Origin of the sequence: Neisseria subflava, assembly GCF_005221305.1 — a bacterium.
GTDB classification, from domain to species: Bacteria; Pseudomonadota; Gammaproteobacteria; order Burkholderiales; family Neisseriaceae; genus Neisseria; species Neisseria subflava.
The window spans coordinates 1,497,634-1,522,920 of record NZ_CP039887.1 but is presented as its reverse complement, the minus strand read 5'-3'; the positions used below and the strand labels follow the sequence as shown (position 1 = coordinate 1,522,920).

General features: G+C 49.3%; 20 protein-coding genes. 6 read left to right on the top strand and 14 right to left on the bottom strand.

Features of this window, described 5'->3' with window-relative positions:
- Nucleotides 1–184: 184 nt before the first annotated feature.
- The 5 genes from murC (at nt 185) to ftsZ (ending at nt 6,079) form a co-directional block, all read left to right on the top strand.
- Entirely contained in the window at nt 185–1,594 is a 1,410-nt protein-coding gene (gene murC, locus FAH66_RS07340; protein WP_167480327.1) for a UDP-N-acetylmuramate--L-alanine ligase, read from the top strand.
- 87 nt (nt 1,595–1,681) lie between these two features.
- Nucleotides 1,682–2,596 (top strand): D-alanine--D-alanine ligase, encoded by a 915-nt coding sequence (locus tag FAH66_RS07335; RefSeq protein WP_137041178.1) that lies wholly within the window; start codon nt 1,682–1,684, stop codon nt 2,594–2,596.
- Nucleotides 2,586–3,305, top strand: a complete 720-nt coding sequence (locus tag FAH66_RS07330) for a cell division protein FtsQ/DivIB (protein ID WP_137041177.1) — start codon at nt 2,586–2,588, stop codon at nt 3,303–3,305. Before FAH66_RS07335 ends, FAH66_RS07330 begins: the two co-directional genes overlap by 11 nt.
- A gap of 74 nt (nt 3,306–3,379) precedes the next feature.
- Nucleotides 3,380–4,627 carry a cell division protein FtsA gene (gene ftsA, locus FAH66_RS07325; protein WP_137041176.1) on the top strand — a complete coding sequence of 416 codons (1,248 nt, stop codon included), beginning with the start codon at nt 3,380–3,382 and terminating at the stop codon, nt 4,625–4,627.
- Nucleotides 4,628–4,879: 252 nt separating this feature from the next.
- Nucleotides 4,880–6,079 carry a cell division protein FtsZ gene (ftsZ, locus tag FAH66_RS07320; RefSeq protein ID WP_049351718.1) on the top strand — a complete coding sequence of 400 codons (1,200 nt, stop codon included), beginning with the start codon at nt 4,880–4,882 and terminating at the stop codon, nt 6,077–6,079.
- Nucleotides 6,080–6,200: 121 nt separating this feature from the next.
- On the opposite strand, the gene ispH is transcribed toward ftsZ, so the two are convergent.
- The 12 genes from ispH to carA form a co-directional block, all read right to left on the bottom strand.
- Nucleotides 6,201–7,169: a 4-hydroxy-3-methylbut-2-enyl diphosphate reductase gene (gene ispH, locus FAH66_RS07315; RefSeq protein ID WP_137041175.1), complete on the bottom strand. Its 969-nt coding sequence runs from the start codon at nt 7,167–7,169 to the stop codon at nt 6,201–6,203.
- A gap of 13 nt (nt 7,170–7,182) precedes the next feature.
- The gene (lspA, locus tag FAH66_RS07310) at nt 7,183–7,689 is read right to left on the bottom strand and encodes a signal peptidase II (protein WP_070633008.1); all 507 of its coding nucleotides are present in this window, start codon (nt 7,687–7,689) and stop codon (nt 7,183–7,185) included.
- A gap of 148 nt (nt 7,690–7,837) precedes the next feature.
- Entirely contained in the window at nt 7,838–8,737 is a 900-nt protein-coding gene (gene glyQ / locus FAH66_RS07305) for a glycine--tRNA ligase subunit alpha (protein WP_003685919.1), read from the bottom strand.
- Nucleotides 8,738–8,818: 81 nt separating this feature from the next.
- Nucleotides 8,819–9,001 carry a DNA gyrase inhibitor YacG gene (gene yacG / locus FAH66_RS07300; protein WP_003682475.1) on the bottom strand — a complete coding sequence of 61 codons (183 nt, stop codon included), beginning with the start codon at nt 8,999–9,001 and terminating at the stop codon, nt 8,819–8,821.
- Entirely contained in the window at nt 8,998–9,618 is a 621-nt protein-coding gene (coaE, locus tag FAH66_RS07295; RefSeq protein WP_137041174.1) for a dephospho-CoA kinase, read from the bottom strand. The genes yacG and coaE overlap by 4 nt, the downstream gene beginning before the upstream one ends.
- Entirely contained in the window at nt 9,618–10,505 is an 888-nt protein-coding gene (locus FAH66_RS07290) for a prepilin peptidase (protein WP_137041173.1), read from the bottom strand. Before FAH66_RS07290 ends, coaE begins: the two co-directional genes overlap by 1 nt.
- 1 nt (nt 10,506) lies before the next feature.
- A complete protein-coding gene (locus FAH66_RS07285; protein ID WP_137041172.1) occupies nt 10,507–11,748 on the bottom strand; it encodes a type II secretion system F family protein in 1,242 nt (413 codons plus the stop codon).
- Nucleotides 11,749–11,827: 79 nt separating this feature from the next.
- A complete protein-coding gene (gene pilB, locus FAH66_RS07280) occupies nt 11,828–13,507 on the bottom strand; it encodes a type IV-A pilus assembly ATPase PilB (protein WP_003685901.1) in 1,680 nt (559 codons plus the stop codon).
- 403 nt (nt 13,508–13,910) lie between these two features.
- Nucleotides 13,911–17,126: a carbamoyl-phosphate synthase large subunit gene (gene carB / locus FAH66_RS07275; RefSeq protein WP_137041171.1), complete on the bottom strand. Its 3,216-nt coding sequence runs from the start codon at nt 17,124–17,126 to the stop codon at nt 13,911–13,913.
- A 26-nt stretch (nt 17,127–17,152) separates the two neighbouring features.
- Nucleotides 17,153–17,467: a hypothetical protein gene (locus FAH66_RS07270; RefSeq protein WP_080613331.1), complete on the bottom strand. Its 315-nt coding sequence runs from the start codon at nt 17,465–17,467 to the stop codon at nt 17,153–17,155.
- 349 nt (nt 17,468–17,816) lie between these two features.
- On the bottom strand, nt 17,817–18,074 hold the full coding sequence (locus FAH66_RS07260; protein ID WP_070613328.1) for a SemiSWEET family transporter: 258 nt from the start codon (nt 18,072–18,074) through the stop codon (nt 17,817–17,819).
- A 144-nt stretch (nt 18,075–18,218) separates the two neighbouring features.
- On the bottom strand, nt 18,219–19,349 hold the full coding sequence (gene carA, locus FAH66_RS07255) for a glutamine-hydrolyzing carbamoyl-phosphate synthase small subunit (protein WP_137041169.1): 1,131 nt from the start codon (nt 19,347–19,349) through the stop codon (nt 18,219–18,221).
- A gap of 394 nt (nt 19,350–19,743) precedes the next feature.
- On the opposite strand from carA, the gene pilC reads away from it, so the two are divergent.
- Nucleotides 19,744–22,959 carry a PilC family type IV pilus tip adhesin gene (pilC, locus tag FAH66_RS07250; RefSeq protein ID WP_137041168.1) on the top strand — a complete coding sequence of 1,072 codons (3,216 nt, stop codon included), beginning with the start codon at nt 19,744–19,746 and terminating at the stop codon, nt 22,957–22,959.
- Between the two features lie 277 nt (nt 22,960–23,236).
- Here the strand turns inward: pilC and FAH66_RS07240 are convergent, their stop codons facing one another.
- Both FAH66_RS07240 and FAH66_RS07230 read right to left on the bottom strand, forming a co-directional pair.
- Entirely contained in the window at nt 23,237–24,244 is a 1,008-nt protein-coding gene (locus tag FAH66_RS07240) for an IS5 family transposase (RefSeq protein ID WP_137041167.1), read from the bottom strand.
- A gap of 130 nt (nt 24,245–24,374) precedes the next feature.
- Entirely contained in the window at nt 24,375–25,109 is a 735-nt protein-coding gene (locus tag FAH66_RS07230) for a LytR/AlgR family response regulator transcription factor (protein WP_003686784.1), read from the bottom strand.
- Nucleotides 25,110–25,287: the final 178 nt, after the last annotated feature.

Here is a 25,287-nt window from a genome sequence, read left to right as displayed (position 1 = left end):
TTAAAAATAGGCAAAATAGCAAAGATTCACCGCCAAGTGCCGCCCCTTTTTTACCCATATTGCAACCAATGTGAAATCCTGTATGCCAAAACATCTTTAATTTACAAGAAAACTATGGCGCAGAAGCGGATAGCCCTTTAAAATAACGCCTTTACGCATCGAAAATCCACCGGAACGCAACATTATGATGAAAAATCGAGTCACCAACATCCATTTTGTCGGTATCGGCGGCGTCGGCATGAGCGGTATCGCCGAAGTTTTACACAATTTGGGCTTTAAAGTTTCCGGTTCGGATCAGGCGCGCAATGCCGTTACCGAGCATTTGAGCAGCTTGGGTATTCAAGTTTATCCCGGTCATACCGCCGAACACGTCAATGGTGCGGATGTCGTCGTTACCTCTACCGCCGTCAAAAAAGATAATCCTGAAGTTGTTGCCGCCTTGGAACAGCAGATTCCCGTGATTCCGCGCGCGCTGATGTTGGCAGAATTGATGCGCTTTCGTGACGGCATCGCCATTGCCGGTACGCACGGCAAAACCACGACCACCAGTCTGACCGCCTCCATCCTCGGTGCGGCAGGTCTCGACCCCACTTTCGTGATCGGCGGCAAACTCAATGCCGCAGGTACCAATGCCCGTTTGGGCAAAGGCGAATACATCGTCGCCGAAGCCGACGAGTCCGATGCGTCCTTCCTGCATCTGACCCCGATTATGTCCGTCGTCACCAATATCGACGAAGACCACATGGATACCTACGGACACAGCGTTGAAAAACTGCATCAAGCGTTTGTCGATTTCATCCACCGTATGCCTTTCTACGGCAAAGCGTTTTTGTGTATCGACAGCGAACATGTCCGCGCGATTTTGCCCAAAGTGAGCAAACCTTACGCCACTTACGGCTTAGACGATACCGCCGATATTTACGCGACCGACATCGAAAGCGTCGGCGCGCAAATGAAATTTACCGTTCATGTTCAAATGAAAGGACATGAACAAGCGCCGTTTGAAGTCGTGTTGAACATGCCTGGCAGACACAACGTCCTCAATGCCTTGGCAGCCATCGGCGTGGCTCTGGAAGTCGGCGCATCCGTCGAAGCGATTCAGCGCGGCTTGCTTGGTTTCGAAGGCGTCGGACGCCGTTTCCAAAAATACGGCGAAATCAAGTTGCCCAACGGCGGAACCGCGCTTTTGGTGGACGATTATGGACACCATCCTGTCGAAATGGCGGCGACCCTCTCCGCCGCACGCGGCGCGTATCCGGAAAAACGTTTGGTGCTTGCCTTCCAGCCGCACCGCTATACTCGCACACGCGATTTGTTTGAAGACTTTACCAAAGTCCTCAATACCGTTGATGCGCTGGTGTTGACCGAAGTTTATGCCGCAGGCGAAGAGCCGATTGCCGCAGCCGATTCCCGCGCCTTGGCGCGCGCCATCCGCGTATTGGGTAAACTTGAGCCGATTTACTGCGAAAACGTGGCCGACTTGCCCGAAATGCTGCTGAACGTTTTGCAGGATGGCGATGTCGTTCTGAATATGGGTGCCGGCAGCATTAACCGCGTTCCGTCTGCATTGGTGGAATTGTCGAAACAATCATAATAAACAGGCATATTGGCCTTTGAGGACAGATAGGTCGTCTGAACAATATTCAGACGGCCTGTATCAGTATTTAAGAAAGTGGAAATTATGCAGAATTTTGGCAAAGTGGCCGTGTTGATGGGTGGCTTCTCCAGCGAGCGCGAAGTTTCGCTGGACAGCGGCGCCGCTATTTTAGCTGCCTTGAAAAGCAAAGGCGTCGATGCCCATGCGTTCGACCCTAAAGAAACCCCGTTGTCTGAATTGAAAATACAAGGTTTTCAGACGGCCTTCAATATTCTGCACGGCACTTTCGGCGAAGATGGCGCGATTCAAGGCGCGTTGGAACTGATGGGTATTCCTTACACCGGCAGCGGCGTGGCCGCTTCCGCGCTGGGTATGGACAAATACCGCTGCAAACTGATTTGGCAGGCCGTGGGTTTGCCTGTTCCTGAGTTTGCTGTATTGCATGACGACAGCGACTTTGATGCTGTTGAAGAAAAATTGGGCCTGCCGATGTTTGTGAAACCTGCCGCAGAAGGCAGCAGCGTCGGCGTGGTAAAAGTAAAAGAAAAAGGCTGTCTGAAAAGCGTTTATGAAGAATTGAAACACTTGCAGGGCGAAATCATTGCCGAACGCTTTATCGGCGGTGGCGAGTATTCTTGCCCGGTATTGAACGGCAAAGGCTTGCCGAGCATTCATATTATTCCGGCTACTGAGTTTTACGACTACGAAGCCAAATATAACCGCGACGATACAGTTTATCAATGCCCGTCGGAAGATTTGAGCGAGGCGGAGGAAAACCTGATGCGCGAACTGGCCGTACGTGGCGCGCAGGCGATTGGTGCGGACGGTTGTTCGCGCGTGGACTTCCTAAAAGATACGGACGGTAAGCTGTATCTTTTGGAAATCAATACCTTGCCTGGCATGACCAGCCACAGTTTGGTGCCAAAATCTGCAGCCCATACCGGCGTAGATTTTGCTGATTTATGTATTGAGATTTTGAAGACCGCTCATGTGGGATGATGCAGGCGCACTGGGTCGGCTGACCCGCCGGCTATTGGTGCTGATGACCTTTCTACTGATAGGTTCGGGCATAGCTTGGCTTTACAATTCAAAATATTTCCCTGTGAAACAGATTGCCATTCAGGGTAAGCTGAAATATGCTTCCAACAAAGAATTGCAAACTGTTGCACGAGAGCATATCAGGGGTAATATGTTCCGCGCCGATATTGATTCGGCGCAGGCCGCTTTTCAGGAGTTGCCTTGGATTGACTCGGCAATGGTACGCCGCCGTTTTCCGGAAACAGTGGAAATTATCCTGACCGAGCGCGTACCGGTTGCGCATTGGCGCGCTGGCGGCTTGGTCGACAGTAAGGGCAATGTGTTTGCCGCAAGCCTGAAACAGGACCTGCCTATATTTGAAGGGCAGCAGGGGACAGGCAAAGACATGGTCAAACATTATGCGGACTTTTCCGGTATTTTGAGTCCGTTGAAACTGACCATCAAAGAATTGATCTACACGCCGCGGTCGGCATGGCTGCTTGTATTGAACAACGGCATTACCGTGCGCTTGGGGCGTGAAAACGAAATCAAACGTTTGCAGCAGTTTGCCCAGATTTGGCCATCGCTGCTGCGTAAAAAACAAAGTCGTATCGAGTATGTCGATATGCGTTATAAGGATGGTTTTTCAGTCCGTTACAGGCCGTCTGAAAACCCTTCCGACAGTGAATAGCCGATTAGACGTGAAGCAATCTTGTTTCAAAAATAATCAAACCGTCAGTCAGACAACATAGCGAACGAGCAATTATGGAACAACAACAAAATAAATATATTAGTGCCTTAGACATTGGTACGTCCAAGGTCATCGCCTTAATCGGCGAGATTCGGGAAGATAACGAAATCCACATTGTTGGCTTGGGTCAAAGCCCTTCACGCGGCCTGCGTGCAGGTATGGTGACCAATATTGACGCCACTGCGCAAGCCATTCGTCAGGCGGTAGAAGATGCCGAATTGATGGCAGATACCAAAATTTCCCACGTCGTCACCGGTATTGCCGGTAACCATATCCGCAGCCTGAATTCACAAGGCGTGGTCAAAATTAAAGATGGCGAAGTATCGCAAGCCGACATCGATCGTGCCATCGAAACGGCCAAAGCCATCAATATTCCGCCTGATCATAATATCTTGCATACCGTGGTTCAAGAGTACATCATCGACAACCAGCCAGGCGTGAAAGAGCCTATCGGCATGAGCGGCGTGCGTTTGGATACCCGTGTACACATCATTACCGGTGCGAACACTGCTTTGCAAAATATCCAAAAATGTATCCAACGCTGCGGCCTGCAAATGGATCAAATCATGCTTCAGCCTTTGGCAAGCGGTCACGCCGTTTTGACTGAAGACGAAAAAGATTTGGGCGTGTGCGTCATCGATATCGGTGGCGGTACAACCGACATCGCGGTTTATACCAATGGCGCAATCCGCCATACCGCGGTTATTCCCGTTGCCGGCGATTTGATTACCAAAGACTTGGCGCAAGCCTTGCGTACACCGCACAGTGCAGCCGAGTACATCAAAATCCATTACGGTGCCGCGATTCCGACTATGGACGGCTTGGATGAAATGATTGAAGTTCCTAGCGTTGGCGACCGTCAATCGCGTCAAATTTCACGCCGTGTATTGGCTGAAATCATCGGCCCACGCGTAGAAGAAATTTTGGAATTGACGCTGAACGAATTGCGCCGCTCCGGCTTCCCTGAAGAAGTGCTGACTTCAGGTATCGTTTTGACCGGTGGTGCTTCTATGTTGACCGGTATTGTTGAGTTGGCGGAAGAAGTATTCAACCTGCCGGCGCGTATCGGTGTTCCACAAGAAATGGGCGGCGTATCTGAGCGTATCCGCAATCCACGCTATTCAACCGCCATCGGTCTTTTGCAGGCGGCAAGAGGGGAGGAAGACGGTGCGCCGGTGACAGGTGCCATTGTGGTTCATGATCAGGCTGAAAAAATCAGTCTGTGGGCAAGAATAATGAAATTCGTTAAAGACAATTTCTGATAAAAGTTTTCAGGGCGGACTGTGTAGCAACCGTTTGTCCTGAATATTTAAGTGGAATTAAACGGTTTTAAATAATTGTCAAGTGGATAATTTAAAACTTGTATATTTTCTGTTAAAAAATGTAGTAAAAATATAACGCCGACAGCCGAATGGTAAGAAGATTTTTGCCAGTATCTGGATACTTCTTATATAATACGGATAATAAGTTATTTTTGAACCGTCCTTATAAAGCGGGGCGCGGAGGATTATTGAATGGAATTTGTTTACGACGTAGCAGAATCAGCAACGAGCCCTGCTGTTATTAAAGTTATCGGTTTGGGCGGCGGCGGCTGTAATGCCATTAATAACATGGTTGCCAACACTATTCATGGTGTTGAGTTCATCAGTGCCAATACCGATGCGCAATCATTGGCTAAAAACAATGCGGCTAAACGCATTCAATTGGGTACAAACCTAACTCGCGGTTTGGGTGCCGGTGCAAATCCTGAAATTGGTCGCGCCGCTGCTCAAGAAGATCGCGAAGCCATCGAAGATGCCATCCGCGGTGCAAACATGCTGTTCATCACTACCGGTATGGGTGGCGGCACAGGTACCGGCTCTGCTCCTGTCGTGGCTGAAATCGCTAAAGAAATGGGTATCCTGACCGTTGCGGTTGTAACCCGTCCGTTTGCTTATGAAGGCAAGCGCGTACATATCGCTCAAGCAGGTTTGGAACAGCTCAAAGAGCGCGTCGATTCCCTGATTATTATTCCGAATGACAAATTGATGACTGCCTTGGGCGAAGACGTGACCATGCGTGAAGCTTTCCGTGCAGCAGACAATGTACTGCGTGACGCAGTTGCCGGTATTTCCGAAGTGGTGACTTGCCCTAGCGACATGATCAACTTGGACTTCGCCGACGTGAAAACCGTGATGAGCAATCGCGGTATCGCCATGATGGGTTCAGGTTTCGCGCAAGGTATCGACCGTGCCCGTTTGGCTACCGATCAAGCTATCTCCAGCCCACTCTTGGATAACGTTACTTTGGATGGCGCACGCGGTGTATTGGTAAACATTACCACTGCTCCTGGCTGCCTGAAAATGTCTGAGTTCAACGAGATTATGCGTATAGTCAACCAAAATGCACACCCTGAAGTGGAATGCAAATTTGGTGCTGCCGAAGACGAGAGTATGAGCGAAGACGCTATCCGTATTACCATCATTGCTACTGGCTTGAAAGAAAACGGTACTGACAACCAACTGCGCGCTGCTGCCCGTACCCAACAATTGGTACGCGGTGCGGCAGAAGTGCCTCAAGCTCAAAGCCAAAGCAGTGCTGAAAGTTTGGTTCGTACCAACCGCAATATCCGTTCTATGAATCTGACTGCGGCTGATTTCAGCAACCAGTCTGTACTGGATGACTTTGAAATTCCGGCTATCTTGCGCCGTCAGCAACATACTTCTGATAAATAATCAGGATCATGCATGAAAAGACCTGCCTTAAAGGCGGGTCTTTTTTATTAGCAGAATAAACTTAAGGCCGTCTGAAAGTTTTCAGACGGCCTTAAGTTTTCAAATAAAGCAAATAACAAACTTACCCTTTATTTAGGATCTGTTTGTTTTCGCCCTCACGACGCAACTCTTTGGGCAAGACAAATACAATGCTTTCTTCTGCGCCTTCTCCTTCGCGTATGGTCTCATGTCCCCAATCTTGAATGGTTTGTAAGACTTCTCGAACCAAGACTTCGGGCGCAGATGCACCGGCAGTTACACCGACCTTGGTTTTGTTTTCAAACCATTCTTTTTTCAGATAGGAGGCATTATCGACCATATAGGCATCAACTCCGCGCAATGCGGCTACTTCTCGCAAGCGGTTGCTGTTGGAAGAGTTGGGCGAGCCGACAACAATTACGATATCGCATTCTTCAGCCAATTCTTTAACAGCAGTTTGGCGGTTGGTTGTGGCGTAGCAGATGTCTTCTTTGTGCGGATTGCGGATATTGGGAAAGCGTTGGTTTAAAGCTGCAATGATGTCTTTGGTTTCGTCTATCGATAAAGTGGTTTGGCTGACGTAGGCAAGTTTGTCAGGATTTTTGACGTTCAGTCCGGCTACATCTTCCACTGTCTCAACCAGAAACATTTTGCCCGGAGGTAATTGTCCCATCGTGCCTTCTACTTCGACGTGGCCTTTGTGGCCAATCATGATAATTTCGTAATCTTGCTCATCGAGGCGGGCTACTTCTTTATGGACTTTGGTTACCAGAGGGCAGGTGGCATCAAAAACGCGGAAACCACGTTGCGCCGCTTCTTCCTGTACGGCTTTAGATACGCCGTGAGCCGAGTAAATCAGTGTGGCACCCTTTGGGACATCCGCCAAGTTATCGACAAATACGGCACCTTTTGCCCGCAGATTGTCGACGACGAATTTGTTGTGAACGACCTCATGGCGGACGTAAATAGGCGCGCCGAATTCTTCGAGTGCACGTTCAACAATGCTGATGGCACGGTCAACACCGGCACAGAAGCCGCGGGGATTGGCAAGGATAATGGTTTTTTGAGTCATGTGTGTTCCGTTTTCAGACGGCCTTTGTGTCGTTTGAAGGTGTTTTTTTGTGCAGCAAACCGTCTATTACCAAGCAAACTGCGCCAACGCAGATAAAGCTGTCGGCAATGTTAAATGCAGGGTAGAACCAGTTTTGCCAATAGAAAAGCAGAAAATCGACAACGTGGCCGTGAATCAGACGGTCAACCACATTGCCAATCGCGCCGCCGATAATCATGGCAGCCCCTAGTTTGCCCCAGCGGCCAAACTCATCACGCAAAATGGCACGGGCTAAATACAAGCTGATAACGACGGCCAGACCTAAAAAGAAGAATTTCTGCCAGCCGCCTTGGTCGGCCAAAAAGCTGAATGCCGCGCCTGGATTATAGGCAAGGGTCAGGTCAAAGAAGCCTGGAATGATATTGAGGCGTTCGCCTTCGGTAAAGTGTTTCAAGATTTCCCATTTGCTCAGTTGGTCAAGAATGATGGCAACGAGGGAAAGTAAGAAAAAGGGAATTTTTGCAGAAGAGGATGAACTCATGTTTTCAGACGGCTTATGTAACAAAGGGTTTATTTTACCTGAAAGCAGGCTGGAAGTGTTTACGATGGCATTGACGTCAAGGCCGTCTGAAAATAGAAACGCCGCCACTTGAATGTATCAAAGGGCGGCGTGGTAAGCATGTGCGGGTTTATTGGTTTTTAAGCAATGGGAAGCCCAGTTTCTCGCGACTTTCAACGAATTTTTGAGCAACGATGCGGCTCAGTGCACGAATGCGGCCGATGTAGGTTGCGCGTTCGGTAACAGAAATGGCGCCGCGTGCATCCAAGAGGTTGAACGTATGGCCGGCTTTGAGTACAAGCTCGTAAGCAGGCAGGGCAAGACTGGTGTCTTCAACTGCAAGTAGGCGTTTGGCTTGTTCTTCATAGTCGTTGAATTGGCGCAAGAGCCAATCGGCATCGCTGTATTCGAAATTGTAGGTGGATTGTTCGACTTCGTTTTGATGATAAACGTCGCCGTAAGTGACGATGTTGCCATCAAGAGTTTTTGCCCAAACGAGGTCGTACACATTTTCCACGCCTTGCAGATACATGGCAAGGCGCTCGATACCGTAGGTGATTTCGCCGAGTACAGGGGAGCAGTCGATACCGCCGACTTGTTGGAAGTAGGTGAATTGGGTTACTTCCATGCCGTTGAGCCAAACTTCCCAGCCCAAGCCCCAAGCGCCGAGCGTAGGGTTTTCCCAGTCGTCTTCGACAAAACGGATGTCGTGTACTTTAGGGTCGATACCCAATTCGCGCAGGGAGTCGAGATAGAGGTCTTGAATATTGGCTGGTGCAGGTTTGAGCGCAACTTGGAATTGATAGTAGTGTTGTAGGCGGTTGGGGTTGTCGCCATAGCGGCCGTCTTTGGGGCGGCGGCTGGGTTGAACGTAAGCGGCAAACCAAGGCTCTGGGCCTAACGCGCGCAGGCAGGTGGCTGGATGCGAAGTACCGGCACCGACTTCCATATCGAAAGGTTGGATAACGGTACAGCCTTTGTCTGCCCAGTAGTTTTGTAATTTGAAAATAATTTGTTGGAAGGTGAGCATGGTGGATGGAATAGATTGGAATAAAGAGGGTATTTTACTGTTTTGAGCCTGTTTTGGATAGGCTGAAGGAAGCAGCGCAGTTTATTTGCCGTCCAACAGGTCTGAAAAGGGGTCGTCTTCCGAAGAAACGGTGTATTTTTCTTGTGCCCATTCGCCTAAATCAATGAGTTTGCACCGTTTGCTGCAGAAAGGGCGGTAGGGGCTGTCGGTGTTCCAAACAACTTCTTTGTGGCAGGTCGGACATTTTACAACAGGAGCGGTCATGCAGTTTCTTTCAGTGATTGTGCAATGGATTGATAGTATTGATGCAAGCGGGCAACCTTGATTTTTGCTTCTTCCATGTTATGGGTATTGTCCAATACATCGTCGGCATGCAGCAGTCTGTCACATCGAGAAGCTTGGGTAGCCATGATTTGACGCGTTTGTTCTTTTGAAAAACCATTGCGTTGATGTACGCGTTCGATTTGGACGGACTCTGGAACATCTACAACCAAAATGCGGTCAGTCTCCGCTTTAAATGCCGGATTCTCAATCAAAAGCGGTACATCGACAATGCCGTAGGCGGATGAGGCAAGTTGTTGTTTCTGCTGCTGTATTTTGTTTAAGATTAATGGCAGAAGCAGGTTTTCCAGTTGTTTTTTGGATTGAGGCCGTCTGAAAACTTCTTCCCGTAAAGCCATACGATTCAGACGGCCTTCACTGTCAAAAACCTCATCGCCGAAAAGCTGGCGGATGGCAGGAAGGGCTTCACCGTTTTCAGCGGTCAGTGAACGGCTGATGGCATCGGCATCGATAATGGGTGCGCCAAGTTCGGCAAACATTTGGGCAATAGATGATTTACCGCTACCGATACCGCCGGTCAAGCCTATCCATAATGTCATTATCGGAATCCTGATTGTACGAGCCACCATTGTACCAGTTGGGTAATAGGTGCATTGGCAACCAAAATAATCCATCCTGCTACAGCAAGGCTGGGACCAAAAGCAAAATATTGACCTTTACCGACGCGGGCAATGAGTGCGCCCACCAGTCCGACTAAGGCAGCCATGAAGATCAGAACAGGCAAGATATCTACGCCCAGCCATGCCCCGAGCGCGGCCAAAAGTTTGAAGTCGCCATTGCCCATGCCGATTTTACCGGTCAGAAGTTTATAGACGGCGCATAAAGTATAAAGGCTCATATAGCCTGCGATTGCGCCTAAAACGGCTGAATGCAGGGGTACGAATGTGTCATTCAGATTAAACAGCAGGCCGATCCAGATTAGGGGCTGAGTCAGGCTGTCGGGTAAATATTGTGTATCGGCATCAATAAAGGTCAGCGCAATCAATATGGCAGTCAAAATTAATCCGCCAATAGTTGTACATGACCAGCCGTATTGCCACGCGACAATACCGAATAAGACACTTGTCAGCAGCTCAATCAGCGGATAGCGTATGCCGATAGCGGTTTTGCAGGAGTGGCATTTCCCGCCCAGTAAAACATAGCTGAGGATGGGGATGTTTTGCCAAGGTTTGACTGGGTTTTTGCATTTTGGGCAGCGTGAATTCGGTTTGCACAGATTAAATGGCTGTTTTTCTTCATCTGTCAGCTTGATGCCCAAATGCTCTTTAGAAAATTGTGTCCATTCGCGTTCCATCATTATCGGCGTGCGATAAATGACAACGTTTAGAAAGCTGCCAATCAGCAATCCTAAAATAACGGCTAAAGGAATGGCGAATGGCGCAAGAACGGAGAGGGCGTCGATGGCAGAGTAAATACTATCAAGCATATCAACCTACGACATTACCCAAGTTAAACAGCGGCAGATACATGGCAATCAGCAAGATACCGATGAGCGAACCCAATACCACCATGATGATAGACTCCATCAAGTGAGACAATCGGGAGACGGAGTTGTCTACTTCATCTTCGTAGAATTCGGCAGCTTTGTTCAGCATATCGTCCAAAGAGCCTGACTCTTCGCCGATGGCCGCCATTTGGATCACCATATTGGGGAACATATCCGTACTTTGCATACTGGATGTCAGCGACAGACCTTGGGTTACCTTGGCGCGGATGTCTTGAGTGGCTTCTTCATAGAGAATATTGCCGGATGCGCCTGCAACTGAATCTAATACTTCCACCAAAGGAACGCCGGCTGCGAAGAGGGTGGAAGTCGTACGCGCCCAACGGGCAATGGTTGCTTTACGGACGATGGCGCCAAAAACAGGGAGTCTCAAAATCAGAGCATCGATTCGTTTTTGGAAGGTAGGCGATTTTTCATGGAGTTTGTACAGGCCGAAGGCGGAAACAATCAAAAGGATGATCATAATCCAGCCATAGTCGACGAATAAATCGGACAAGCTCATGACGAGTTGGGTAAGGCTTGGCAGCTCTGCCCCCATATTGGCATAAACTTCTTTAAAGGCAGGCAGTACAAACATCATCATAATGAAGATAAGCGCAATTGCCACCACGATAATGGCAATCGGGTAGGTCAGTGCGGTTTTAACCTTTTTCTTAATGGCTTGCGTTTTTTCTTTATAGACAGCCAGTTTGTCCAATAGGCTTTCCAGTACGCCGCCGGACTCGCCTGCGCTAACCAGATTACAATAAAAGCGGTCGAAATATTTTGGATATTTGGAGAACGATTTACCCAATGCGCTACCTTGTTCGACATCGGAGCGAACCTGCATCAGCATTTCGGTCATGCTCGGATTGGAGTGGCCGCGCGCAACGATTTCAAAAGCCTGCATCAGCGGTAAGCCTGCCTTCATCATCGTTGCCAGTTGGCGGGTGAACACTGTAATGTCTTCTTGGGTAATACGGCGTTTGCGTGCGGTTTTAACTTTGCTGATACGCAAAGGACGAATGCCTCTGCGTTGGAGTTTCTTGCGTGCTTCTTCTTCGTCTTTGGCAACTACTTCACCATGGACAAGACGTTCGGTCTCGGTATTTTTTCCTTCAAAAGTAAAACGCTTGCCTTTGCTTCTTGAGCCGAACAGACTTCTTTTTTGCTCTGCTTGAGCCATGTGTTATCCCTTGTTAGTAAGAAATAAAGCGGACTGTTTCCCCGTGCCGCTTTATTTTAATTTTCGAAAATATGGCAGTTTAGTCATTGGTATGAGCAGTCACTTCTTCCAACGAGGTCAGGCCTTGCATGACTTTCATGAGGCCGGCGCGACGCAAGTCTACCATGCCTTCCTGATAGGCCATGTTCATGATATCAACTTCTGTACCGTTGTTCATAATGACTTTTTGCATTTCATCGCTGACCGGCATGACTTCATAAATACCGACGCGGCCTTTAAAGCCTTTGCCGCGGCAGCTGTCGCAGCCAACCGGGCGGTAGAGTTTCCAATCTTGAGCCAAGTCCGTATCGGTAAAGCCGGCTTTTTTCAATGCCGGAACCGGAGGGCGTTCAACTTCGCGTTTGCAGTTTGGACACAGTCTGCGCAACAGCCTTTGCGCCATAATCAGGCTGACCGAGCTGGCGATATTGAAAGGCGCTACGCCCATGTTCAAAAGGCGGGACAGCGTGGCCGGTGCATTATTGGTATGCAGGGTCGAGAAAACCATGTGGCCGGTTTGGGCGGCTTTAATGGCGATGTCGGCGGTTTCCAAGTCTCGGATCTCACCGACCATAATAATATCAGGATCTTGGCGCAAGAAGGATCGGAGTGCGGCAGCAAAGGTCAGACCTTGTTTCTCATTGACGTTGACTTGGTTGACGCCCGGCAGGTTAATCTCGGCCGGATCCTCGGCCGTCGAAATGTTCACATCTTCCGTGTTCAAAATACTCAGGCAGGTATAGAGTGAAACGGTTTTGCCCGAACCTGTCGGACCGGTAACCAACACCATGCCGTAAGGGCGGTTGATGGCCTCAAGCAGCATTTCTTTTTGGAAAGGCTCTAAGCCGAGCTGGTCGATATTGAGCGATGTACCATCGGAATTTAGGATACGCATTACCACTTTTTCGCCAAACAACGTCGGCAATGTGCTGACACGGAAGTCAATCGGACGGCCGTGTTTATGGAAGGCAATTTGAATTCTGCCGTCTTGCGGAATACGTTTTTCGGAAATATCCAAACGCGCCATCACTTTGATGCGCGATGCCAACTGGCCGCGCACGGCGACAGGAGGCTGTACGACTTCACGCAATTGTCCGTCCACGCGGAAACGAACGCGCGCCATTTGCTCGTAGAATTCAAAGTGGATATCCGATGCGCCCGCGTTCAGGGCATCGGATAAGGTTTTATGGATGAAGCGGGGGATTGGACCATCTTCAGCTTCTTCATTGTCGATATAAAGCGATTGCGATTGCTGCGTTGCTTCATGTTCGTCGTTGATTTCTTTCAGAATGGTGGTCGAACGTTGACCTAGCCATTCCAGCAATGAGCTGAGCTGGTCGTCTGGAACTACTACCAAGTCGACACTTAAACCTGAAGCAAAAGCAATTTTTTGAAATTTTTGGATTTGGGTCGGATCGGATACGGCGAAATAAACCTTGCGTCCGCGTTTGAAAATCGGAATGCAACGGTTTTGCACCATTTGCTCTTCCGTCAGAATGTCGCTGACTACATTATTGCGCGGGTAGTAGCGCAAATCCAAAAGGGGATAGCTGAATACGCGCGCAACCAACTCTCCCAAAGCTTTAGGGGAGATGATGCCGTCTGAAAACAGGTTGGGCAGGATTTCTTTGCCCGATTGTAAAAGGCTGTTGTAATGTTCCGCTTGTTGATTTGAGATGGTCTGGCTTTGAACCAAAACACGCAATAATCCGACACTCATTTTATTTTCCGTTTCTTGTGCAGTTTTCCCTTTAATTTAGAGGAAAGCCGTATTATTTTATCATTATTATGATTAAAGCATATGTTTAATTATGCAAATCTGCTTAAGTTGCAAAGACATGCTTCTGCTTTAATTGTATTTTTATTTCAGACGGCCATTATAAAGCAAGGAGAATAGGCGTTAAACTCGATATTTTTGGATTATGATGAAAAAACAACAATTTTGTCGTATGAATCCAATCAATAACGAAATTATATTTCATGTTGCTATTACTTGTTTGGAGATGGCAGAAAAGGTTGTTTTGATGGACAGACGGTTGGAATTTGAAATATGAAAAGGCCATCTGAAACTGAGCAATCAGGTTTCAGACGGCCTTTTAGCTATTTAAATCCGATAGGATTGATTAGGCTTTGTTTTTCAACCGTCCATGCAACTCCTGCACACTGTACACGCCCAAGTGGTCGCGGCTTTTTGCGCCTTCGCTCATGGCTTCGCCGCCGGCGATGGTGGTGTATTGCGGCACGCGTTGGGTGAGGGAGGTGCGGCGGATGCTGTGGCTGTCGGCGATGGATTGTGCCGAGCTGCTGACGGTGTTGACCACCAGCGCGATTTCGCCGTTTTTAATCGCATCCACGATGTGCGGGCGGCCTTCCTGTACTTTGTTCACCGCCTGCACGATGATGCCGTGCTCTTTCAGGTATTCGGCGGTGCCACGTGTGGCGCAGACGCCGTAACCTAAGGCTTGGAAGTTTTGCGCGGTTTTGACGATGAGCGGTTTGTCTTCGTCGCGCACGGCGAGGAAGATTTTGCCGGTCGGGTTCAGGCGTTCGCCTGCGCCGAGTTGGGCTTTGTAGTAGGCTTCGCCGAAGCTCGCGCCCACGCCCATCACTTCGCCGGTGGAGCGCATTTCCGGGCCGAGGATGGTGTCCACGCCGGGGAATTTGATGAAGGGGAACACGGCTTCTTTAACGGCATAGAAATCGGGAACAACTTCTTTTTCCACGCCTTGCTCTTGCAGGGAAATGCCCGCCATGCAGCGTGCGCCGACTTTGGCGAGCGGCACGCCGGTGGCTTTGGAGACGAAGGGGACGGTACGGCTGGCGCGCGGGTTCACTTCCAACACGAACACCACGCCGTCCTGCACGGCAAACTGTACGTTCATCAGGCCGACCACACCCAGCGCGTAGGCCATGGCTTTGGTTTGGCGGCGGATTTCGTCTTGGATTTCTTCGCTGAGCGAGTAAGGCGGCAGCGAGCAGCCGGAGTCGCCGGAGTGGATGCCTGCCTGCTCGACGTGCTGCATGATGCCGCCGATAACGACGTCTTTGCCGTCTGAAACGCAGTCTACATCGACTTCAATCGCGTTGTTCAGGAAGAAGTCGAGCAACACGGGGCTGTCTTCGGAAACTTGCACGGCTTCGCGCATGTATTTTTGCAGCTCTTCGGCGGAGTGGACGACCTGCATGGCGCGGCCGCCGAGGACGTAAGACGGGCGCACGACCAGCGGATAGCCGATTTCTTCGGCTTTGACGAGCGCTTCTTCTTCGTTGTGGGCGATGCGGTTGGGCGGTTGGCGCAGGCCTAAGTCGTTCAACACTTTTTGGAAGCGTTCGCGGTCTTCGGCGGCGTCGATGCTGTCGGCGGATGTGCCGATGATGTTCACGCCGTTTTCAACCAGCGCGTTGGCGAGTTTGAGCGGGGTTTGACCGCCGTAATGCACAATCACGCCCCACGGGTTTTCGGTGCGGACGATTTCCAACACGTCTTCCAGCGTAAGCGGCTCGAAATACAGGCGGTCGCTGGTGTCGAAGTCGGTGGACACGGTTTCGGGGTTACAGTTGACCATGATGGTTTCAAAGCCCGATTCGCGCAGGGCGAGCGCGGCGTGAACGCAGCAGTAGTCAAACTCGATGCCCTGACCGATACGGTTCGGGCCGCCGCCGAGAATCATCACTTTTTTACGCTCGGAAGGGCGCGCTTCGCATTCCTCTTCGTAAGTGGAATAGAGGTAAGCGGTTTCGGTGGCGAATTCGGCAGCGCAGGTATCGACGCGTTTATAGACGGGATGCAGGTTCAGCGCGTAGCGGTGTTCGCGCACTTCTTTTTCTTTTACGCCCAAAAGCTGCGCGATACGTTTGTCGGAGAAGCCTTTGCGTTTCAAACGGCGTAGGGCGGCGAAATCCAAATCTTGCAGGCAGCCTGCACTTACCTGCTGCTCTTCTTTCACCAAGTCTGCGATTTGCGCCAAGAACCAAGGATCGATGGCGCAGATTTCGTGGATTTCTTCCAGCGTGAAGCCCGCGCGGAACGCGTCTGCCACAAACAGCATACGCTCAGGACCGGGGTTCGCCAGTTCGCGGCGAATTTCCGCTTTGTCTTCGCTGCGCGGATTGAAGCCGCACAAGCCAGTTTCCAAGCCGCGCAAGGCTTTTTGGAAGCTTTCCTGAATGGTGCGGCCCATCGCCATCACTTCGCCCACCGATTTCATCTGCGTGGTCAGGCGGTCGTCTGCGGCAGGGAATTTTTCAAACGCAAAACGCGGGATTTTGGTTACGACATAGTCGATGGAAGGCTCGAACGACGCAGGAGTACGGCCGCCTGTAATGTCGTTGCGCAACTCGTCCAGCGTAAAGCCGACAGCCAGTTTCGCCGCCACTTTCGCAATCGGGAAGCCCGTCGCTTTGGAAGCCAGCGCAGACGAACGGCTCACGCGCGGGTTCATCTCAATCACAATCATCTCGCCGTTTTCAGGGTTCACCGCAAACTGCACGTTCGAGCCGCCCGTGTCCACGCCGATTTCGCGCAATACCGCTAAGCTTGCATTGCGCATGATTTGGTATTCTTTGTCCGTCAGCGTTTGCGCCGGCGCAACCGTAATCGAGTCGCCCGTATGCACGCCCATCGGGTCGAAGTTTTCAATCGAGCAGATGATGATGCAGTTGTCGGCCTTATCGCGCACCACTTCCATTTCGTACTCTTTCCAGCCGAGAACGGACTGCTCAATCAGCAGCTCATGCGTGGGCGACGCATCGAAACCGCGTTCGCAAATCGCCAAAAACTCGTCTTTATTGTAGGCAATACCGCCGCCCGAACCGCCCATGGTGAAAGACGGACGAATCAGCGTCGGGAAGCCGACCTGTTCTTGCGCCGCCAAGGCTTCGTTCATCGTGTGGCAGACAAAAGATTTCGGGCAGGAGAGACCGATTTTTTCCATCGCTTCCTTAAAGCGGCCACGGTCTTCCGCCTTGTCGATGGCGTCTTCCGTCGCGCCGATCAGCTCAACATTGTATTTCGCCAGCACGCCGTTGCGCGCCAAATCCAGCGCACAGTTCAGCGCGGTCTGGCCGCCCATCGTGGGCAGAATCGCATCGGGCCGCTCCTTGGCGATAATCTTCTCCACCGTCTGCCACATAATCGGCTCGATGTAGGTAACATCCGCCATTTCAGGGTCGGTCATAATCGTGGCGGGGTTGGAATTCACCAGAATGACTTTATAGCCTTCTTCACGCAAAGCCTTACAGGCCTGTGCGCCGGAATAGTCAAATTCGCAGGCCTGACCGATAACGATAGGGCCGGCGCCGATGATAAGGATGGATTTTAGGTCGGTACGTTTGGGCATGGGGTGGGTCTCTTTAGGTTGGTTATTCAATATTTATAAGTGGTTTCAATCCGATAAATATATTCTTTGTCGTCAATCCAAACTGTAAACAATTCGTTTGGCTGTATTTTTTTCTCGCCTAAATTAGTATGCCAAATTTCAGTATCGCAGGAACCAAAATTAAATTCACTGGCATCTTTATCTAAAATGAAAGGATAAGTATTTTGTGCTTGTTTATGTTCTCCAAACCATCGTCCTTCAATAATTTTATTATTTTCTAATGCAGTCAGAATAATAAATTTATCTTCATTTTGAGGGCTGGCATTATCCAGCCAAACAGCAGTAATTCTTGAAAATTCCATTTCTCTATCCACAAATATTGAATGACAGAAAGCAAGCGTAGGTTGGGTTGAAAACCCAACACAAACCGCTTAATCATCTAAAAACGTTGGGGTTGGCAACCCAACCTACCTTTGGGGTGTCTGAAATTGATTCTCCATTTTCCCTGCAATCTCAACCCACCGCGTGCGTGCCTTGCGGAACACACCCTACCGATGGGTTCAAAGGCCATCTGAAAAAACGCTTGCGGCGTTTGCTCCACCTGCCTTGCGATAAAGGCTACCTGAAAAATTCCTGCCGTTGATATTTCGGGCATTCTTTTTCAGACGACCTTTTACGTTTTTATTTTGCACATGCCGTCTGAAAACTTCCTTAAAAGCTGGTGAAGAATGTAATCAAGCCCAAAATGATACCGGGGGCGTTTGCCAGCATGACGGGGTAGTCGCGTTTTTCTTTCAAAAAGCCGTAGGCAACCCATAATGTGCAGTTGATGGCGGCGACGAGGGGTTGCAGCGGCGAGCCGGGGTTGCCCGCGAGGTTGTTTTGGATTTGCGGGATATAGGAAACGTACATACCTACGGCGGTCAGGGTGGCGACGACGGAGAGTACGCGCATTTGTTTTTCAGTCATGCTTTTCCTTTCTGATTTGAGGGGTTGGTTTTTCAGACGACGTTTTGTGTTGAGGGGTCGTCTGAATTTTTGTTTTTTATGTTTTGATTTTTATCGGGTTTCAGACGACCTTTGTTGAGTTGAGAGGTCGTCTGAAAAGGCGGTTTATTGTTTTGCCGCTTTCATATTGTCAATGAATTTGTCAAACAGATAGCCGACATCCTGCGGGCCGGGGCTGGCTTCGGGGTGGCCTTGGAAGCAGAACACGGGTTTGTCGGTCAGCTCGATGCCTTGCAAGGTATTGTCGAACAAGGATTTGTGGGTAATGCGTGCGTTGGCGGGCAGGGTGTCGGCATCGACGGCGAAGCCGTGGTTTTGGCTGGTAATGACGACTTTGCCGCTATCCAAATCTTGCACAGGGTGGTTTGCGCCGTGATGGCTGAAGCGCATTTTCAGGGTTTTTGCGCCGATGGCGAGGCTGATGAGCTGGTGTCCCAAGCAAATGCCGAAAATCGGTTTGCCGCTTTCCATCAGTTTTTGTACGGCTTCGATGGCGTAGGTGCAAGGCTCGGGGTCGCCGGGACCGTTGGATAGAAATACGCCGTCAGGATTGAGTGCCAATACGTCTTCCGCGCCGGTTTGCGCCGGAACGACGGTCAGGCGGCAGCCGCGTGCGGCGAGCATACGCAGGATGTTGGTTTTTACGCCGAAATCGTAGGCGACAACGTGGTAAGGCTGTTCGGCAGGGGTAACGAAACCTTTGCCCAATTCCCATTCGCCTTCGGTCCATTCGTAAGTTTCTGTGCAGGAAACTTCTTTTGCCAAGTCTTTGCCGACCATGCTGCCGAATGCGGCGATGAGTTCTTGTGCTTTTTCAACGGTGGCATTTGCACCGGTCAGAATCGCGCCGCCTTGTGCGCCTTTTTCGCGCAGCAGCGTGGTCAGGCGGCGGGTGTCGATGTCGGCGATGGCGACGGTTTTATTGCGTACCAAATAGTCGTGCAGGCTTTCGGAGGCACGGAAGTTGCTGTGCAAGAGCGGCAGGTCGCGGATAATCAAACCTGCGGCGTAAACGCTGCGGCTTTCTTCATCTTCGGCGTTGGTACCGGTATTGCCGATGTGTGGATAGGTAAGGGTAACGATTTGTTTGCAGTAGGAAGGGTCGGTCAGGATTTCCTGATAGCCGGTCATGGAAGTGTTGAACACGACTTCGCCAGAAGTCGAACCTTCGTAACCGATTGATGTGCCGTGAAATACGCTGCCGTCAGCGAGAACGAGAAGAGCCGGAGTGGTCATGATGGAATCCTGTTTGCCTGATGATGGTCGGTTCGAAAAAAATGGGTCAGGCCGTCTGAAAAATAAAAATTGTTTACAAAAAAGACAGCCTTCGGAAATCTCGGCTAAAAAAAAACACGCTCCGCAGCTTTGATTTTGCTGTGTAACGTGCTTTTTCAGACATAGCTGCCTATGCCGTAGAAGCAATGCATTCTACGTCAAAAAGCCATATCGTTCAAGCTGTGTTTTGGCAACGGATTTTCCCTTTACAATCATGAAGTCTGTTTCATTTTCGCCATTGTTCGCCACATTAGACAAAAAAACAGCCCGAACCCCACATAAATGACATCGTAAATGTTAGAATCGCATTCCGAGAAAATAAAAACAACGTCATCATCCGTTAACCGACGATTTTATGAAAAAAGAACGCATTATGAAAAACAAATCTTCACGTTGCCCCGGCTCCATCCGTCCGATGATTTACAACATCGCCTCCGCGCTCGCCTTGATGAGCGGGGTGGCAAATGCCGCAGCAGGCGAGTTCGCCAAAGTCCCACTGTATCTGCAAACTGAATCTAAAATTAATAAACAGCCCGAAGTTAAACACAACATTATGCTGTTTATTGATGATTCAGGTAGTATGGATGAATATATTGGCAGTAAAACCCGTATTCAGATTACAAAGGATGCGTTAAGTAAAGTTTTGGAGGAACATGGTAGTACATTTAACTGGGCATTGCAGACTTTAAATAATAGCGGTGGGAGCGATACTCCTGATGACAAAGGATTTACCATGCCGGCAACTGAGATTGCCAAGAGGGTAAAAAGTATTAAGGCCAAAGGAGGTACGCCGACTACCTCGCGTTATTTCGAGTTGGTCAGTCAAATTGTGATGCCGAATGTGAAATACCGTTGCCAGAAATCATATGTGGTTTTGATGTCTGACGGTGATGCCAATTTGAGCTGTGGTTTGGATAATACAGGATACAAATGGCCTAAGTCTGATTTTAAATATGGGGATTTAAGCCGCTATTCGGATTATTATCGACGAAATATTTCTCTGGAAGAACCAAAGTATAGAGAAGCATATAATTATTTTGGGTATAGGCAGGCGGGTTCTTGTCAGAAGCGGGAATTGGGGGCATATGATACCTCTTGGGATATAGATGATGGCTTAGCTTTCTTCAGTAAAAAACTTGCAGAGCAGGATTTTAAAACCGACGGAACGGATGCTGCAGGTAAAAGCTGGAACGGCGATCCTAAAGATCCTGCGGATTACAGCAAACAACTGGTGCAGACCTTTACCGTAGGCTTCGGGCAAGGTATTTCGCCCTCAGGAAAGAGGTATTTGCAGCTGGCTGCCAGCCGCCCCGAGTATTATTATGAGGCAGATAAACCCGAAAGTTTGTCGAAGGTATTTAACGACATTGTAGAGCAGATTAAATCTGGCACGAAAAATGTGGGTTACGACGATGTTGGTGCGACCGCGCCTGCAACGACCAGCAGCAGCCTGCCTGAGATGTCGGCAGTTATCGGTTTGAAAACAAACTCTTGGAGTAGCCAGATTATTTTCCAAAGATTAGGGAAGGATGGTCGTCGTAGTGAAGAATTGAAGCTGTACCCGTCGTTTGCAAACCGTAAAACCCTGATTAATACGGGTTCAAGTACTTATTTTATTAATAATATTCCCAATAATACTTTAAACAATGCCTATTTTGATATTGCAGATGCAGCTAATGGTAAAAATTCGGATGAATGGCGTGATTTGCTGAATTGGACGGGGCGTATCGGTGATGATAAATCAATACAAGATAAATCAAAAAACACACCGTACAGTCAAGTTTACCGTATTCGGGAAGGTGATCAGCGTGATTTGGGCGATATTTTGGACGGTTCGGTTGCTGCTGTCGGTAAGGACAAGTATAAAGTTGGCAACGATACGATCAAGCGTCAGAAATATATGGTTGCGGCTGCGAATGACGGCATGGTGCATTTGTTCCAAACCTCGTCAGATGCAAATCATCCGTATGAACTGAAAGTCAGCTACATCCCTTCGACAATGGAGCGGGATGTCGCAGATGGTAATAATGTGAAGACGGTTACTTTGGCAAAAGTTTTGAAAAATATTGCCAAAGACAGCTATACGTCGTCTATTACCAATCATGAATATATGGTTAACGGCGGATTTACCTTGCGTCAGACTTCTGAAAATGATACTCAGCGCGTATTTATGTTTGGTGCGATGGGTCAGGGTGGTCGTGGTGCCTATGCCCTGAATATCGGCGGTAATGTAGATAAAGCTACCAAAACAGGTTTGGATGTCACTGATACCGAGTGGAATAAAACAGTTCCATTGTTTGAAACCATCAAAGGTGAGAAAAACACATTGGGCTATACCATTGGTACGCCGCAAATTGGGCGTGTCTCGGTCAGCAGACCTGCCGATAACGGACGTGTAGATATAAAAGAAAACATTCGCTATGCAGGTTTTCTTGCCAGCGGTTATCGTGTTGAAGATAAAGCCGATACGAAAAATGAAACAGCATTGTATGTATATGAAATGCTAGGTAAGGAAGTTGGTACAGGCGATAAGCGTGGTAACGGTACAGGTAAAGCACCGGGCGATTTGTTGAAAAAAATCGAAGTTCAAGACGGTGTAGGCGGTCTGTCCACGCCGACCCTTGTGGACACTGATTTTGATGGTGTAATTGATGTTGCGTATGCGGGCGACCGTGGAGGCAATATGTATCGTTTTGACCTGCGCGGCGAAAAACCGGACAACTGGAAGGTTGTTAAAATCTTTACGGGTTCACCCAGCAAACCGATTACCTCCGCACCTGCCGTTTCACGCCGCAGAGCAAACGAATATGTCGTGATTTTCGGTACGGGCAGTGAGATTTATCAAAATGATCTGACCAATAAAGACAAGCAATCTATTTACGGTATTTATGAAGATTTGACACCGAATCAGACCGTAACCGCTGCTTCCGAAAGTGATTTGCAGCAACAAGAGTTTCGTCCTGAAGAAAAAGGAAAAGAAGGCTATATTTATCTAACTAACAACCAGGTTGCCAAAACCCAAAAAGGTTGGAAAATCGATTTGCGTGATGGTGAACGGGTAAACGTCAAACCGACTATGATCTTGCGTACTGCTGTTGTGACTGTGCGTCGCTATGATTCTGTTACAGAGGAAAAATCTGCAGGTGCCGATGTTTGTTTACCAGCAAGTACGAGCGTGAAAACTGCAGCAAAAACTTCGTTCATTGGTGTGAATGCTGATAATGGAGGTGCATTGAACGCACGCAGCGCGCGTTTTACGCCTGATACCGTTATTCGGAAGCTGGACGGCTTTGGTATGCAATACGCCAATGGTTTGACTCAGGATGGGGTTATCAACTTTACCTTCCTCAATCCGAGCAAATTGGATGATTCCCCTGTGACCGCAGACGGGGATTCAGGTGGTACGGGTACGGATAAAGAGCTTTCTGTTACGTCGAGTACGCCAAATAACAAATGCTTCTCCAATAAAGTAACCCGCAGCCTACTGTTAAATAAGGGTGAGTCTCTGGCAGTTGAGGGTGGTCGTATCTGTGGTTTGAAACGTATCAGCTGGCGCGAGCTGTTTTTCTGATTGGTTCGTGCAAACGAATGAAGACCAAGAGGTCGTCTGAAGCTTGGAAACAGGTTTTCAGACGACCTTTGTTTTATAGTGGATTAACTTTAAACCAGTACGGTATTGCCTCGCCTTGCCATACTATCTGAGACCTTTGCAAAAAAGCCTTTCCCCCAACAGCCGAAACCCAAACACAGATTTTCGGCTGTTTCCCTCCCCAAATCACTCCTGATTTTACCCAAATGCCCCCTTAATCCCCCTTGGATACCTGATTAATCAGGCATCCGGCCGCCTTTTAGGCGGCAACAGGCACACTTAGCCTGTTGGCCGCTTTCAATAGGTTCAAACACATCGCCTTCAGATGGCTTTGCGCACTCACTTTAATCAGCCCGAAATAGGCTGCCCGGGCGTAGCGGAATTTACGGTGCAGCGTACCGAAGCTTTGTTCGACCACATAACGGGTTTTCGACAAATATCGGTTACGTTTGGTTTGCGCTTCCGTCAGCGGACGGTTGCGGTGGGCTTTGCGCATAATGCCGTCTAACAACCGATGGTCTTCCAGATGTTGCCGGTTTTCCGCGCTGTCATAGCCTTTATCGGCATAGACGGTCGTACCTTCGGCTATCCCTTCCAGCAAAGGTGACAGGTGGTTGCACTCATGGGTATTGGCGGGGGTGATGTGCAGTTTCTCGATATAGCCTTCTGCATCGGTACGGGTATGTTGTTTGTAACCGAGTCTGTAGAGGCCGTTTTTCTTTATCCAACGAGCATCGCTGTCTTTACTCGGTGTGGTTTGGCCGCTGACTTGTCCTTCTTCATCGACTTCTATGGCCTGGCGCTGTTTACTGCCGGCGGTCTGAATAATGGTGGCGTCAATGACGGCGGCGGATGCTTTCTCTACTTTTAAGCCTTTTTCGGTCAGTTGGCAGTTGATCAGTTCCAATAATTCGGACAGGGTGTCGTCTTGCGCCAGCCAGTTGCGGTAGCGGCATAAGGTGCTGTAATCGGGGATGCCCAGTTCGTCAAAACGGTAAAACAGGTTGAAATCGATGCGGGTGATGAGGCTGTGCTCGAGTTCGGGATCGGAGAGGCTGTGCCATTGTCCGAGCAGGACGGCTTTGAACATGGACAACAGGGGATAGGCGGGACGGCCGCGGTGGTCTCGGAGGTAACGGGTTCTTTGACGATTCAGGTACTGTTCGATCGGTTGCCAATCAATCACTTGATCCAACTTCAATAGTGGGAAGCGGTCGATGTGTTTGGCGATTATGGCTTGGGCGGTTTGCTGGAAGAAGGTACTCATGGGAAATCCCCTAAATGTCTTGGTGGGAATTTAGGGGATTTTTGGAGAATTTTGCAAAGGTCTCAGGCTGTCTGAAAATATCTTTTCAGACGGCCTTTGATTTAAAGAGAGCCAATCAAGGAGCGCATTGTTAGATGCTGTTTTTAATGATTTTCCTCAGGGTGGACAGTTGTCGGCGGCTGACAGGCAACGGAGTTGGAATATCGAGAATTTTAGCACCCCATGTGGATGCGTATTCGTCGTTTTCGTCATCGTCCAGTCGAATCAGGCTGTCGAGGGTGTGGCGGAAGACGAGGGCATTGCGGTGGATGCGGATGACTTTATCGCCCAGCAATTCTTCCCAGTAAACCAATGTTTTCGGTAATTCGTAGCTGTGGCCGTCGCCGGTAAACAGATAGACGGTTTTGTGTTCCGCCATCAGGTAACGCGCCTGTTGCCATGGGATTTCAACCATGCGTTCGCGGTTGTACACTTTGAAATGGGTGAAACTGTCTGCTTTTTCGCGGTTTTTCTCGATGATGCGGTCAAGCGCGGTTTGCAGGCGGGTCATTTTGATTGGTTTGAGCAGATAGTCTGCGGCAGCCAGCTCAAACGCGCGCAGGGCGTGTTCTTCATAGGCTGTGGTGAATACAATTTCCGGCTGGCGCTTGGCGGTACGCTTAATGCGTTCGACAAACTCGAGACCGTCGATTTCCGGCATGCCGATGTCGGCAAAGACGATGTCGACTTCGTGGACGCTCAGCCACTCCAATGCTGGCATGGCATGGTGAAAGACGTTGAGCAGTACGACATTGCACTCTTCCAATAATACACGTAAGCGTTCTGCTGCTAATACTTCGTCTTCTACAATAATGGCACTTGGCATAGCGGTATTCTTTTTGTTGTATCGTGGGAGATCTGCCGCGTTTTGTCATCCTCAATAACGCGTCAGCCGTATGTTGTTACAACCTTGAAATTATCAGTTTGTGACAATTTTAGGAAATTTTCAAAATATACATGATTTTTCGCTTCTTGGGCATGGTTTGGGATGAATCGGAAGATTA

Bases quoted from the DNA above. Each gene is read 5' to 3' on its own strand.
- murC (WP_167480327.1), top strand. From the start codon at position 185: ATGATGAAAAATCGAGTCACCAACATCCATTTTGTCGGTATCGGCGGC.
- FAH66_RS07335 (WP_137041178.1), top strand. From the start codon at position 1,682: ATGCAGAATTTTGGCAAAGTGGCCGTGTTGATGGGTGGCTTCTCCAGC.
- FAH66_RS07330 (WP_137041177.1), top strand. From the start codon at position 2,586: ATGTGGGATGATGCAGGCGCACTGGGTCGGCTGACCCGCCGGCTATTG.
- ftsA (WP_137041176.1), top strand. From the start codon at position 3,380: ATGGAACAACAACAAAATAAATATATTAGTGCCTTAGACATTGGTACG.
- ftsZ (WP_049351718.1), top strand. From the start codon at position 4,880: ATGGAATTTGTTTACGACGTAGCAGAATCAGCAACGAGCCCTGCTGTT.
- ispH (WP_137041175.1), bottom strand. From the start codon at position 7,169: ATGACTCAAAAAACCATTATCCTTGCCAATCCCCGCGGCTTCTGTGCC.
- lspA (WP_070633008.1), bottom strand. From the start codon at position 7,689: ATGAGTTCATCCTCTTCTGCAAAAATTCCCTTTTTCTTACTTTCCCTC.
- glyQ (WP_003685919.1), bottom strand. From the start codon at position 8,737: ATGCTCACCTTCCAACAAATTATTTTCAAATTACAAAACTACTGGGCA.
- yacG (WP_003682475.1), bottom strand. From the start codon at position 9,001: ATGACCGCTCCTGTTGTAAAATGTCCGACCTGCCACAAAGAAGTTGTT.
- coaE (WP_137041174.1), bottom strand. From the start codon at position 9,618: ATGACATTATGGATAGGCTTGACCGGCGGTATCGGTAGCGGTAAATCA.
- FAH66_RS07290 (WP_137041173.1), bottom strand. From the start codon at position 10,505: ATGCTTGATAGTATTTACTCTGCCATCGACGCCCTCTCCGTTCTTGCG.
- FAH66_RS07285 (WP_137041172.1), bottom strand. From the start codon at position 11,748: ATGGCTCAAGCAGAGCAAAAAAGAAGTCTGTTCGGCTCAAGAAGCAAA.
- pilB (WP_003685901.1), bottom strand. From the start codon at position 13,507: ATGAGTGTCGGATTATTGCGTGTTTTGGTTCAAAGCCAGACCATCTCA.
- carB (WP_137041171.1), bottom strand. From the start codon at position 17,126: ATGCCCAAACGTACCGACCTAAAATCCATCCTTATCATCGGCGCCGGC.
- FAH66_RS07270 (WP_080613331.1), bottom strand. From the start codon at position 17,467: ATGGAATTTTCAAGAATTACTGCTGTTTGGCTGGATAATGCCAGCCCT.
- FAH66_RS07260 (WP_070613328.1), bottom strand. From the start codon at position 18,074: ATGACTGAAAAACAAATGCGCGTACTCTCCGTCGTCGCCACCCTGACC.
- carA (WP_137041169.1), bottom strand. From the start codon at position 19,349: ATGACCACTCCGGCTCTTCTCGTTCTCGCTGACGGCAGCGTATTTCAC.
- pilC (WP_137041168.1), top strand. From the start codon at position 19,744: ATGAAAAAAGAACGCATTATGAAAAACAAATCTTCACGTTGCCCCGGC.
- FAH66_RS07240 (WP_137041167.1), bottom strand. From the start codon at position 24,244: ATGAGTACCTTCTTCCAGCAAACCGCCCAAGCCATAATCGCCAAACAC.
- FAH66_RS07230 (WP_003686784.1), bottom strand. From the start codon at position 25,109: ATGCCAAGTGCCATTATTGTAGAAGACGAAGTATTAGCAGCAGAACGC.